The organism is Paenibacillus sp. JT31N11 (genome assembly GCF_056269285.1).
Window position 1 is genome coordinate 236,609 of the sequence record NZ_JBWDNQ010000002.1, and the last position, 13,815, is coordinate 250,423.

Here is a 13,815-nt window from a genome sequence, read left to right on the forward strand (position 1 = left end):
CGGTATAAATAGCTGTTGCCGCCTCAGAATCAAGCGCAAATCCTGCATGGATAATCAAATCGTATAAGATCTCAACAGTTGCCGCTGCATCCGTGCGAATCAGATTAATCGCCCCAAATGCGTCATTCGTAGGATGATGGTCAATATTGAGGAGCTTAGCCCCTTCGGCAAATAGACCGGATACGAGGCCGATGCGCCGAAAATCGGCACAATCGACCGCGATGATCCGGTTGTATGTTTCTGAGAGAGGCTGCTCTTTGCTCAAATTAATAACAGCAGCCGATTGTTCCATAAAATCAAGTCTTACCGGCACAGCTCCCTCATTCATCATGACGTACTGCTTGCCAAGCTGACGCAGAATCCAGCCTGCCACCAGCGTGGAGCTGATGGCATCACCGTCAGGCTGAACATGTGAAACAATCAGAAACCGGTCTGCCCCTTGAAGGAATTGCAGAGCCTGGTCCAGCTGCCTGGTATAATCAGCCGGGAAAGCTGCTGCTTGCCCCGCGATCATTTGCCACCGCTGCCGCTATTGATTTGTTCGAGCAGGGATTCAATCCGGCTCCCGTACTCAATGCTGCTGTCGAATTTAAACAGCAGCTCGGGCGTATGACGAAAACGGATTCTTTTGCCCAGTTCCGACCGTAAAAAGCCGGTGCCGCGTGCCAAAGCTTTGAGCGTTTCTTCCTTTTGCTCATCATTGCCCAGTACGCTTAAATACACTTTAGCCTGCGACAAGTCGCCTGTCACTTCAACCCCGGTAACGGTGATAAAGCCGATCCGCGGATCTTTAAGCTCCATCTGGATAAGTGTACTCAGCTCTTTCTTGATTTGTTCACCTACACGTCCTACGCGAACCTTCGCCATAGGTCAATCACCTCTCTACTGTTTCCATAACGTAGGCCTCGATCACGTCGCCTTCTTTGAGTTCAAAGTTCCGCTCAAGCGTAATTCCGCATTCATAGCCCTGCGCAACTTCCTTGGCATCATCCTTGAAGCGTTTGAGCGATTCGATCTCGCTCTCGAATACGACGATTCCGCCGCGGATCAAGCGGGCTTTTGCAGATCGGGCAATTTTCCCCGAAGTAACCATACAACCTGCAATCGTACCCACTTTGCTGACTTTGAAGATATTGCGGACTTCCGCCTGGCCGATAACGACTTCCTTGAATATCGGATCCAGCATCCCCTTCATAGCATGCTCAATTTCGTCGATAACATTGTAAATAATGCTGTGGAGACGAATATCAACCTTTTCCTGCTCAGCTGTCGCAAGCGCCTGCGGCTCAGGTCTTACGTTAAACCCGATTACAATCGCATTGGAAGCGGAAGCCAGATTAATATCGGATTCGGTAATCGCACCTGCGCCACTGTGAATGATTTTGACGCGGACGCCTTGAATATCGATCTTCGCAAGCGAGCCTTTGAGGGCTTCGGAAGAACCTTGAACATCGGACTTGATGATGACATTCAGGTCCTTGATTTCACCTTCAACAATGTGTTTATACAAATCTTCAAGCGTTACGCGCGAGTTGGCACCCAGCTCGGATTCACGTTGTTTGATCGCTCTGCGGTCGGCGATTGCTCTTGCTTTGCGCTCATCCTCGAACACGAGGAACGGATCGCCGGCAAGCGGAACCTCAGTCAAGCCCGTAATTTCCACAGGCGTACTCGGTCCGGCTTCCTTCAGCCGTCTGCCTTTATCATTAACCATGGCGCGAACGCGTCCGAAGCAGTTGCCTGCTACGAAGGCATCGCCGACCTTCAATGTGCCGTGCTGCACGAGAATACGTGCTACCGGTCCTTTTCCTTTATCCAGCTCGGCTTCAATAACGGTACCGCGAGCCCGTTTGTTGGGGTTCGATTTGTAGTCGTTCACTTCAGCAACGAGCAGGATCATTTCCAGCAGTTCTTCAAGTCCGATGCGCTGTTTGGCCGATACATTAACAAATATCGTATCGCCGCCCCACTCTTCCGGGATGAGCTCGTACGGAGTCAGCTCCTGCTTGATTTTGTCAGGGTTGGAATCCGGTTTATCGATTTTGTTAACCGCTACAATGATCGGCACGCCTGCAGCCTTGGCATGGTTGATTGCCTCTACCGTTTGCGGCATAACGCCATCATCAGCTGCAACTACGATAATGGTAATATCCGTTACCTGCGCACCCCGTGCCCGCATGAGCGTGAACGCTTCGTGGCCCGGTGTATCGAGAAAGGTTATTTTCTTGTGATTGATTTCGGCTTGATAAGCACCGATATGCTGGGTGATACCGCCTGCTTCGCCACTGGTTACGCTAGTATGGCGAATGGCATCGAGCAGAGTTGTTTTACCATGATCGACGTGACCCATGATCGTAACAACCGGTGGACGGGATTCCAGATCCTCTGCTTCATCCGTTTCTTCAAACGTTTCAAAAGCATCCTCTTCAACCGGAATCTTCACTTCAACCTCTACACCGTATTCGCTGGCGATCAGTTGAACCGTGTCGAGATCGACCTCCTGGTTAATGGTTGCCATGACACCCAGAACGATCAGCTTCTTGATGACTTCAGATGCATCCTTATGAAGCAATTTGGCCAGATCGCCTACCGTCATTGTACCGCGTACAATGATTTTCTTCGGCGTATTGTCGATTTTCTCTCTGCGTTCCTGCTGCTGGTTTCCACGTCCGCGCTGGTTTTTGCCGCCGCGGCTGCCTTTGAAATTGCTGGATCGGCTGTCGTCAAACCGTTTGCCGCCTGCTCCAGGACCGCCAGGTTTCTTCTTCGCGCCTCCTCTGTCATCCGAGCCCGGTGCCGGACGGGAGTCAAATGCACGCCCTTGTGTACCACGGTTCTGCGGCGGCGTATTGGAACGCGCGCTGCCTTGTGCGCCTGTGCTGCTTCCGCTGCTCTGACCGAAACGCTGGCCTCCCGGGCCGCCGCTGCTGCCTTGACCTGACGGACGTTGTCCACCGCCTTGACCTTGGCCGCTCGGACGCTGACCGCCCTGGCTGCTTCCTTGACCGCCGGATGGACGCTGACCGCCTTGGCCTTGGCCGCTCGGACGCTGACCGCCCTGGCTGCTTCCTTGACCGCCGGATGGACGCTGACCGCCTTGGCCGCTTGGGCGCTGGCCGCCCTGGCTGCTTCCTTGACCGCCGGATGGACGCTGACCACCTTGGCCTTGGCCGCTTGGACGCGGGTTATTGCCTTGATAGGAAGATGGACGCTGCTGTTGTGGTTGCTGGGATTGCTGCGGCTGACTAGACTGCTGCGGCTGTTGCGACGGTTGCGACTGGTTCGTGCTGGCTGTTGGCGTACTTGGTCTGGTTATGTTCATATTCCCCTGTCGTTCCTGGTTTGTATTTTTGTTGGCATCTGACTGGTCTGTGGAGCCTTGTTGCGCCGCTCCCGCATTCTGCGGCTGGGCAGGCAAGCTGTTCTGCTGCGGCTTGCGCTCAAGCTGCGGTTGGGCTGGACGGTTAGTGGATTGTGCCGCTGCCGATACTGTCGCATTCTCCTGGGCGCGTTTGGCAGCCGCATTGGATTTGATGTCGCGGAAAAAACCCTCGACTTTACCTACCATTTCATTCTCCATAACACTCATATGGTTGTTGACCGGCAGATTGAGACGCTTCAAAATCGTGATGATTTCTTTGCTGCTCATATTAAGTGATTTTGCGTATTCATAAACCCTTAATTTATCTTTATTGTCCTTACTGTCTGTTTGTTTAGTCAATATACTCCACCTCCGAAGGTTGGGTTAAGCTTTGTATAATTATCTTGGAGAACCCCGCTTCCGTCACGGCAATGATCACCCGCTCCGACTTGCCGATTGATTCTCCCAGCGTGATTCGGTCAAACAGCTCCACCATCTTCACATTGTAAGTTCCGCACTTGTCCTGGAATTTCTTCTTTGTATTATCCGAAGCGTCGCCGGCCACAATGACAAGCTTTGCTTTGCCTTGGCGAACCGCCTTTAGTACGATCTCATCGCCGGAAATGACTTTTCCTGCACGCATCGCCATACCCAGCGACGACAGCGCCTTATGCCTGGGAATCATCATCATCATCTTCATCATCCATCCGATCTTTTTCCGCATTAAAGCGGTCCTCCACGGCAATAAAATCCTGTTCAAGCTGATCGTAAATGTCCATCCCAACAGGTTGTTTAAGAGCACGGTCGAGCGCCTTGGTCTTCTTCGCCAGCTTGAAACAGGAGACTTTGCCGCACAAGTATGCGCCGCGTCCTGCCTGTTTGCCCTTCAAATCAATCAATATCCGCTCATCCGGAGTACGGACAATGCGAATTAATTCCTTTTTGGGCTTCATTTCCTGGCAAGCCACGCATTTGCGCAGTGGAATTTTTCTGGGTCTCATTTTCCATCCCTCCTGTGGCGTCAGGCGCTTCAAACAGCAAACGCCGTATAAAGCTTACGCTAGTCGACGGAGACGGAATCCTGATGCATGGTGCTCATTGCAGATTTCGGGCGACCATATTCCTGCTCGGCTTGCGTTTCGCTTTTTATATCGATTTTCCATCCTGTCAGCTTGGCTGCCAACCGGGCGTTTTGTCCTTTAATGCCGATGGCGAGCGATAGTTGATAGTCCGGCACAATGACACGCGCCATCTTTTCCTGCTCGTATACGATAACTTCCAGCACTTTGGAAGGACTGAGTGCATTCGCCACATACTCTTCCACGCTGTCCGACCACCTGACGATGTCGATCTTCTCGCCTTTGAGCTCCGTCACAATCATTTGCACGCGCATCCCTTTTTGACCTACGCAGGAACCAACCGGATCCACTTCGTCATTGCGCGAATGAACGGCTATCTTCGAGCGGAAGCCCGCTTCCCTGGCCACTGAACGGATTTCCACAACGCCATCATAGATCTCCGGCACTTCCAGCTCAAACAGACGCTTAAGCAATCCCGGATGCGTACGTGAAAGAAAGATTTGCGGTCCTTTTGTCGTGTTCTCAACCTTGGTTATAAACGACTTGACGCGGTCGCCATGCTTGAATTTATCTGTCGGCATCAGCTCGGTAAGCGGCAGCACAGCTTCAACTTTGCCCAGATCAATGAACAAATTGCGCACATCCTGACGCTGTACGATACCGTTGACGATATCTTCCTCTTTATCGATAAACGCATTGTAAATGAGCCCCCGCTCCGCTTCGCGGATACGCTGGGTTACCACTTGCTTGGCCGTTTGTGCGGCAATGCGTCCAAAGTCACGCGGCGTCACTTCGATTTCGGCAATATCATCCAGCTGGTAATGCGGGTTCAGCTCGCGGGATGCTTCAACCGAAATCTCCAGGCGCGGATCGAAAACCTCATCCACAACCGTCTTGCGGGCGTAGACTTTAATCACTCCGGTAAACCGGTTAATATCAACCCTCACGTTCTGGGCGGTGTTAAAATTGCGTTTGTAGCTGGAAATAAGAGCAGCTTCCAGCGCTTCTATTAAAATATCTTTGCTTATTCCCTTTTCCCGCTCGATTTCCGACAGTGCTTCTATAAAATCCATGCTCATTGGAAATGAGTTCCCCCTTTCGAATCGTACCATGTGGTTAGGTCATACCAGTTATAAACCAGATGCGCGGCTATCGTTATTAGAAAACGATGGCCAAACGGGCGCTTGCCACTTTCGCATATGGAATGGTGTACTTCTTTTTGCCCATATCAATGACAACTTCTTCACCGTCAAACGAAAGAAGCGTACCCTCAAACTCTTTGGCTCCGCTTACCGGCTCATAGGTTGTAACAAACACATGCTTGCCGATTGCTTTGCTGACATCTTGAGGCTTCTTAAGCGGTCTTTCCGCGCCGGGCGACGATACTTCGAGAAAATAAGCCTCGGTAATCGGATCGCTCTCGTCAAGCTTCTCGCTTATAAACTCGCTGATTCGTCCACATTCATCAATATCGATGTTGCCTTCCTTGTCGACAAAGATGCGAAGAAACCAGTTGCTGCCTTCCTTCACATATTCCACATCAACAAGCTCAAATCCATGTTCGTCAAAAAAGGGCTGAACCATTTCTTCGATGACGGTTTTGATTTTCGCAGTGCTCAAAAATGATGTACCCCCCACTGCAACTGCTAGCTGCTGATTATGCAGCTCAGTTGTCAGTCCAAATTCTGCAACTGCCAGCTGCTGATTTATGCAGCTCAGTTGTCAGTCCAAATTCTGCAACTGCCAGCTGCTGATTTATGCAGCTCAGTTGTCAGTCCAAATTCTGCAACTGCCAGCTGCCGATTTATGCAGCTCAGTTGTCAGTCCAAATTCTGCAACTGCCAGCTGCTGTTTATGCAGCCCAGTTGTCAGTCCAAATTCTGCAACTGCCAGCTGCTGTTTATGCAGCCCAGTTGTCAGTCCAAATCCGCAACTGCCAGCTGCTGTTTATGCAGCCCAGTTGTCAGTCAAACTTTGCAACTGCCAATTGCATATACAAGCAATCCAGGGGCCGCATCGGCAACTGTTAATTGCGCACATATGCAATTCAGTTGCACGTAAAAAATGCTATAACTGTTGGCCGATATCATACCGGCCAATCGGTTAATCGTAAGCGCAAAAAGCTATTGACAAAACGTAAAGAGTGGGTTTCCCCACTCTTCTGCGAAAAAGTCGTATCATCAGCATTGCCAGAAAGATTATACCATAACCATGATGTGGTGACAACAAAGGAATTACATACACTCTTGGAAACACTGGCATTGTACCGTTGCAATCTCCAGAATATTTTAGAATAAGGACAGCTGGTTCGATTCCGGAAGGCCGCGGAAGCAGCCCATTGTTCCGAGCACTTCAATGATCGTTTTGGATGCCTTGGACTTCTGCTGAAAGTCTTCCACGGAGAGAAATTCGCCTGACTCCCGCGCAGCAGCAATGTTTCGGGCCGCATTGTCCCCGATACCGGCAATGGCCGCAAACGGCGGAATAATTGAACGATCCTCAACGATAAATTTCGTGGCGTCCGAGCGGTAAAGATCAATCGGCTTGAACGAGAAGCCGCGTGCCGTCATCTCAAGCGCCATCTCAAGCAGCGATACGGATCCTTTCTCCTTGGGCGTCGCTATAAAACCCTTTTGCTCGATTTCAATCAACTTGCGCAAAATCGCGTCATAGCCTTGACAGAGCAGCTCCAGATCGAAATCCTCCGCACGAACGGTGAAATAGGTGGCATAATAGGCAATTGGATAATAAAGTTTGAAAAAGGCCGTTCTGACAGCGGATATAACATAGGCGGCGGCATGCGCCTTCGGAAACATATACTCGATTTTCAGACAAGAATCAATATACCACTGGGGAACCTTGCAGTTCTTCATTTCCTCGATCCATTCCGGCGTCAGTCCCTTGCCCTTCCGCACGCTTTCCGTAATCTTGAACGCAAGCCCTGCATCCATACCCGCTTTATAGATCAAATAAAGCATGATGTCATCCCGGCAGCCGATAACCGTCTTGATCGTGCAGGTACGGTTCTTGATCAGCTCCTGGGCATTGCCGAGCCAAACACCGGTTCCATGCGACAGGCCGGATATTTGGAGCAAATCGGCAAATGACGACGGCTTCGTCTCCTCCAGCATTTGTCTGACAAATTTGGTGCCCATCTCCGGAACGCCATATGTAGCTACCGGGGTCCGGATTTTCTCGGCTGAGACACCAAGCGCTTCCGAGGAATTGAACATGCTCATGACCTTCGGATCGTTCATTGGTATAGTTGTCGGATCAACGCCTGTTAAATCCTGCAGCATCCTCATCATGGTCGGATCATCGTGCCCGAGTATATCAAGCTTGAGCAGATTGCTCTCGAAGGCATGATAATCAAAGTGCGTTGTTTTCCACTCGGAGCCCGTATCGTCGGCAGGATACTGAACCGGAGTGACTTCCTCCACTTCCATGTAATCCGGCACAACTACGATCCCGCCTGGATGCTGGCCCGTGCTCCGTTTCACCCCGGTAAAGCCCCCGGCCAAACGCAGAATCTCGGCGCCGCGCCACTTCTTGCCATGATCTTCCTCATACTTCTTGGTATAGCCGTATGCCGTCTTCTCCGCGATCGTACCGATCGTTCCTGCCCGGAACACGTTTTCCGGACCAAACAGCTCCTTGGTGTAATTATGGGCAATAGGCTGGTATTCACCGGAAAAGTTAAGATCGATATCGGGTACTTTATCGCCCTTGAAGCCAAGGAAGGTTTCGAACGGAATATCCTGGCCTTCCCCCTTGAGAGGCTTGCCGCAATTGGGACATTTTTTGTCCGGCAGGTCAAAACCGCTCGGGTAGCTCCCGTCCAGGAACCATTCGCTGTATTTGCAGGCCTCGTCCAGGCAGCTGTAGTGCGCAGGAAGCGGGTTTACCTCGGATATCCCGAGGAAAGTGGCCACAACCGATGATCCTACCGATCCCCGAGAACCGACGAGATACCCGTCTTCATTCGATTTTTTGACCAAACGCTCGGATATCAGGTAGTTGGCTGAGAAACCGAATTTAATGATGGGCACAAGCTCTTTCTCCAGACGCTGGACGACGACATCCGGCAGTTCTTCCCCATACAGCCGTTTGGCCGTATCGTAGCATTTGCTGCGTATTTCCTCATCCGCCCCATCGATGATGGGGGTGAACAGTTTTTCCGGGAACATATCAAACGACTCAAAGCGGTCGGCAAGCTCCGAAGTATTTCTGACCACAACCTCAAATGCCCTCGCCTCTCCGAGAAAGGCGAACTCCTCCAGCATTTCCCTGGTCGTCCTTAAATGGGCATCAGGCTTGCGAATATCTTTAAGCGGGCTAAAACCCGTAATTCCATGGATCGTAATATCGCGGAACAGCTTTTCCCTTGGCAGTAAATAATGCACATTGCCAGTGGCGATTACTGGCTTGCCCAGCTTATCGCCGATCTCGCAAACGCGGCGCAAAGCCTGTTCGATTTCGGCACGGCTGGCAACAAAGCCCTTGTCGACCAAATGCATATAGAAGCCGACAGGCTGAATTTCCAGCACATCGTAATATCGCGCCACTTCCTCCGCTTCCTCCAGCGATTTATTCATAACCGCCTCGAAGAACTCACCCTTCTCGCAGCCCGAAATAATCAAGAGCCCTTCACGAAGCTCGGAGAGCTTGCTTTTGGGAATAGAGGCAACCCGCTTAAAATGCTCCGTATGCGACAGGGAGATCAGCTTGAACATGTTTTTCTTGCCGACTGCATTAAGCGCATATATACAGCAGTGGAACGGCCTCATATTTGACAAATCGAGTCCAACATAATCATTGAGCATATGTAAGCCGGTCACATTTCGTTTGGCTGCATCGCCAATCAATCCATACAGGATGCCGCCCAGCGCGATGGAATCATCGATCGCCCGGTGATGGCTTTCCAGACTCGCTTTATATTTATCGGCCAACGTATTCAGCCTGTGGTTCTTCATCGCCGGATGGAGAAAACGGGCAAGCTCGAGCGTATCCAGCACGGGATTCTTAAATTCCGGGAATCCGTTCTGTTTGCAGGCCGCCTGCATAAAGCCCATATCAAATCTTGCATTGTGCGCGACAAGTACAGCATCACCGACAAATTCGATGAAGTCCCGCAGCTTGGGTGCCAGCTCAGGAGCATCCTGTACCATCTCGTTCGTAATATTGGTCAGCTGCTGAATATTATAAGGAATGGCTTCATGAGGATTGATAAAGGTCGAGAAACGGCCAATTTCCTTGCCGTCCTGCATTTTCACGCCGGCCAGCTCAATGATTTTATTATTAACAACTGAAAGTCCCGTCGTCTCGATATCGAATACTACATAGACAGCGCTCTGCATGGCTTCTTCACGCGAGTTCATCACCATAGGTATCGCATCGTTGACAACATTGGCTTCTAACCCGAACAACACCTTGACCCCATGCTTCTTGGCCGCCTTCGCCGCCTCCGGGTAGCACTGCACGTTTCCATGATCGGTAATCGCAATCGCCTTATGTCCCCATTTTGCTGCCTGCTTGATGTAAACATCAATAGGGGTAACAGCGTCCATTGTACTCATTGTGGAATGAAGATGAAACTCGACACGCTTCTCCTCGGCGTCATCCTTGGCTTCCTTGGGTGAAACCACTTCATGAAGATCTGAAGGCATCATCACAAGCTCCGGTTCCTGCATGAACCGGTCATATTCAACGCGTCCCCGCGCTTTGATCCATTTGCCGTTGGAAAGCTGACTGAGAACTTTCACATCGTCCTTCGTCTTGGCAAACATCTTCACCGCGATAGAGTCTGTAAAGTCGGTTACATTAAAAGTAAACAGCGTGCTGCCGTTACGAAGCTCCTTCACTTCAAGGCCGAAGACAGTTCCCTGTATGGTGACCTTCTTCTCCTCCTCGAGGATATTCATAATCGGAACCGGTTCCTCACGGATATCGTAGCCGACGACCAGCCGCACATCGCCTTCCGCCACCTCAGGAGCTTCCGCGGCGGCGCTTGTCATCATCTGCTGGATTACTTCACGCTCTTCCAGATCACGCCTCTGGGCGAATTGCTCATAGGCTTCCTGATTCTTTACGCCAACTGATAACTTCACCCTGCAGTTCCGGCCGAATTGATCCTCAAAAAACTGCACGGCCATTTCATCAATCTTCTTCTTGCGCGCCAGTTCAAGTCCCATGTCGTCAAGCAGCGCAAGCGTAGCAAGCCCGTTCTCTACCTCCAGCCGGGCCTTGCCCAGCCAGCCGTTTACCGAAGCATTATGCTTCTGAACCCATTCTACAAATGCCGGCCAATATTCAATCAGGAGCTCATCGGTCTTTACCCCTTCTTCATACGTGAAGCAGAAGGAGACATCTGCAAGATGGGCGAACTTGGATTGAATGGTCCGGCAAAAAACGCCAAAAGCCGCTAGAGGAACCAAAGACGTTTTGCGTATGCAAAACGTCCACTCCCGGTTGCTCCGGCTTACGATCACTTTGTCGATATATCCGTCCCCAAAATGCTCATCGGTCAGTTGCTGCGGCAGCTCAGCCTGCTTCATCATCAGCTCAAAGCGATGCCGCTTTTCCCCGGTTTGGCTCATCGTTTCCTCCCCTATTCAAGTCAAACAATCAATAAGCGCGGGCAAATACAACCGTATGCTGCGCCTTGTCTCCGCAAACGAGACATTTGGTTTTATGCTCAAAAGGCTCAAACGGAATATTGCGGCTTGTAGCGCCGGTCTCTTCTTTGACCTGTTTCTCACAGGCTTCCGAGCCGCACCAGCCGGCAAGCGCGAAGCCGCGCTTCTCTTCCATCAGCGTCTTCATCTCATCCAGCGTTTCGACCGAATAGGAATGATCCGCACGGAACTGCTTCGCCCGCTCAAGCATGCCGCTTTGAATCTCGGCAAGCATGCGTTCCACTTCAACCACAAGATCGGCTTGAGCAACCATTCTCTTCTCACCGGTCAAGCGGGAAACCAGAACAACTTGTCCATTCTCCATGTCGCGAGGCCCAAGTTCCAGACGCAGCGGCACACCGCGCATTTCATATTCATTGAATTTCCAGCCGGGACTAACATCGCTGCGGTCGTCCACTTTAACCCGGACGCCAGCCTTTTTCAGTTCCTTGTACAGCTCGTCTACACGGCCGACAACCTGCTCCCGCGTCTTCGGCGGTCCGATCGGGATCATCACGACCTGGGTTGGCGCTACCTTCGGAGGAAGCGCCAGTCCCCGATCGTCGCCATGGACCATAATGAGCGCGCCGATCATTCGGGTCGTCATGCCCCAAGAAGTCGTATGTGCAAACTGCTGTGTATTTTCACGGTCCAAGTATTTGATATCAAAGGCAACGGCAAAATTAGTGCCCAGATAATGCGAGGTTCCTGCCTGGACCGCGCGCCCGTCCTTCATCATCGCTTCGATGGAATAGGTATCAACCGCACCGGCAAACTTCTCCGAAGGCGTTTTTTGTCCAACGATAACAGGGATCGCCAGGAAGTTCTCCGCGAAGTCCTTATAGATACCCAGCATTTGATCCGTCTCGGCTCTTGCTTCCTCTTCCGTTTCGTGGGCGGTGTGGCCTTCCTGCCAAAGGAACTCCGTTGTCCGCAGGAAAGGAAGCGTCCTTTTCTCCCAGCGCACAACATTCGCCCACTGATTGATGAGCAGCGGCAGGTCGCGATAGGATTGCACCCATTTGGCATACATATGACCGATAATGGTCTCGGAGGTCGGCCGGATGGCCAGTCTCTCTTCCAGCTTTTCCCCTCCGGCCTCCGTTACCCATGGAAGCTCAGGGTTAAAGCCCTCTACATGCTCCTTCTCTTTTTGGAAAAAGCTTTCGGGTATCAGCATGGGAAAATAAGCGTTGCGATGACCCGTTTCTTTGAACCTGCGGTCAAGCTCGTCCTTCATATGCTCCCAAATTTCAAAACCATCCGGGCGGAACACAATACAGCCCCGCACCGGGGAATAGTCCATTAATTCAGACTTTTTGATGACATCAATATACCATCTGGAGAAATCCTCGCCCTGCGGCGTAATCTCCGTGACAAACTGCTTCTCTTTCGACATAACCGGACTCAGTGCTCCCCTCGTACCAATCGCAAAATGTCATTATAGGTGACGGCAAGCATAAGCAGCATCAGCATTGCAAAGCCGATGAAATGCACCATGCTTTCCCGGTTTGGATCAACCGGCCTTCCCCGGACAGCCTCAAGACCCAGGAAGATTAAACGGCTTCCATCCAGCGCCGGCACCGGCAAAAGATTAAATATCCCCAGGTACAGGCTGAGAAGCGCCGCCCATGAGGTCAGTTCCGCTATCCCCTGCTCGGCGATTTGACTGGTTACCTGCGCAGTACGAACAGGTCCGCCTAAATCATCAAGCTTGAACTCGCCAAAAATCAATTTCTTGAATCCTTGAAAAATGCTGATTGTCATCGACTTCATGGCTTTTCCCGCCAGAGTGAAGGTTTCTCCGAATCCTGCAGCCCGCGTCGGGTAAGCGGCTGTAATTCCTACCTTGCCGTCCCCTGAAGCAGGATCGGGCGCGGGTGTGAGTTTGAATTCAATCGGCTTTCCATCGCGAATGATATCCAGAGTAATCGGCTTGTTTGGGGACTCGCTGATAAGCTTGATCATTTTATCATAATCAATGCCGATCTTCTGTCCATTGATGGAAACAATGACATCCCCTGACTTCAAATCAGCCTTCTCTGCGGGCATGCCTTTACTAACATCGCCAATAAGCAGACGATCAGGATTATCCACGGGCACTCCGGCCATTTGAAAATAAAGCCCAAACAGCACGAAGGCCAAAATAAAATTCATCATCGGCCCGGCAAAGATCGCAATCGCCCTCTGTCCGACTGTCTTGCTGCCGAATTGACGGTCAACCGGAGCGATCTGTGTTTCCCGGTTCTTGGAAATCATCTGTGCCTGAGGATCGATAGCGAACGTCTCCGACTCGCCGTCAGAGAGCAGCGTCAGCTTAAGCTTTCGTTCAATATCAATGGCTTCGACCTCGCCGCGTATAACGTTGGAACGCTCGTCAAGACGGTCCAGATACAATCTCGTCACGACATTGTCAACCAATCTGACCGCAACGGTCTGACCTGGCTGGACTTCCACCAATTCCGGGTCCTCGCCCGCCATCCGCACAAATCCACCTGCAGGCACCAAGCGCAGAGTATACCTGGTTTCACCGCGTTTTATCGAGAACAGCTTCGGTCCGAACCCGATGGCAAATTCTCTCACCAAAATTCCGGCCCGCTTCGCAAAATAGAAATGACCCCATTCATGGATGGTCACGATCACGAAGAAAACCAATACCGTCATAAAGACGATCTGAATCATATGCATCGCTGCTCTAGCC

General features: G+C 51.3%; 9 protein-coding genes and 1 pseudogene. All 10 read right to left on the reverse strand.

The genetic code is table 11. The features are described from left to right. Positions 1 to 10: 10 nt before the first annotated feature. Positions 11 to 514, reverse strand: a pseudogene (locus tag AC0YNV_RS09040) (DHH family phosphoesterase); the annotation flags it as partial. Then, on the reverse strand, positions 511 to 867 hold the full coding sequence (gene rbfA / locus AC0YNV_RS09045) for a 30S ribosome-binding factor RbfA (protein ID WP_210041123.1): 357 nt from the start codon (positions 865 to 867) through the stop codon (positions 511 to 513). The pseudogene AC0YNV_RS09040 and the gene rbfA, both read right to left, overlap by 4 nt. 7 nt (positions 868 to 874) lie before the next feature. Then, positions 875 to 3,721, reverse strand: coding sequence for a translation initiation factor IF-2 (gene infB, locus AC0YNV_RS09050; RefSeq protein ID WP_475767687.1), 2,847 nt, complete (start codon positions 3,719 to 3,721; stop codon positions 875 to 877). Beyond that, positions 3,714 to 4,085: a L7Ae/L30e/S12e/Gadd45 family ribosomal protein gene (locus tag AC0YNV_RS09055; RefSeq protein ID WP_475767689.1), complete on the reverse strand. Its 372-nt coding sequence runs from the start codon at positions 4,083 to 4,085 to the stop codon at positions 3,714 to 3,716. The genes infB and AC0YNV_RS09055 overlap by 8 nt, the downstream gene beginning before the upstream one ends. Further along, a complete protein-coding gene (gene rnpM / locus AC0YNV_RS09060) occupies positions 4,030 to 4,362 on the reverse strand; it encodes an RNase P modulator RnpM (RefSeq protein WP_475767690.1) in 333 nt (110 codons plus the stop codon). Before rnpM ends, AC0YNV_RS09055 begins: the two co-directional genes overlap by 56 nt. A 59-nt stretch (positions 4,363 to 4,421) precedes the next feature. Then, positions 4,422 to 5,519: a transcription termination factor NusA gene (gene nusA / locus AC0YNV_RS09065; protein WP_210041129.1), complete on the reverse strand. Its 1,098-nt coding sequence runs from the start codon at positions 5,517 to 5,519 to the stop codon at positions 4,422 to 4,424. Positions 5,520 to 5,598: 79 nt separating this feature from the next. Further along, complete coding sequence (rimP, locus tag AC0YNV_RS09070; protein ID WP_210041131.1) at positions 5,599 to 6,060, reverse strand: ribosome maturation factor RimP; 462 nt, start codon at positions 6,058 to 6,060, stop codon at positions 5,599 to 5,601. A 668-nt stretch (positions 6,061 to 6,728) separates the two neighbouring features. Continuing rightward, a complete protein-coding gene (locus AC0YNV_RS09075) occupies positions 6,729 to 11,036 on the reverse strand; it encodes a PolC-type DNA polymerase III (RefSeq protein ID WP_475767692.1) in 4,308 nt (1,435 codons plus the stop codon). Positions 11,037 to 11,064: 28 nt separating this feature from the next. Continuing rightward, positions 11,065 to 12,513 (reverse strand): proline--tRNA ligase, encoded by a 1,449-nt coding sequence (gene proS / locus AC0YNV_RS09080; protein ID WP_210041134.1) that lies wholly within the window; start codon positions 12,511 to 12,513, stop codon positions 11,065 to 11,067. An 8-nt stretch (positions 12,514 to 12,521) separates the two neighbouring features. After that, positions 12,522 to 13,802, reverse strand: coding sequence for an RIP metalloprotease RseP (gene rseP, locus AC0YNV_RS09085; protein WP_210041135.1), 1,281 nt, complete (start codon positions 13,800 to 13,802; stop codon positions 12,522 to 12,524). Positions 13,803 to 13,815: the final 13 nt, after the last annotated feature.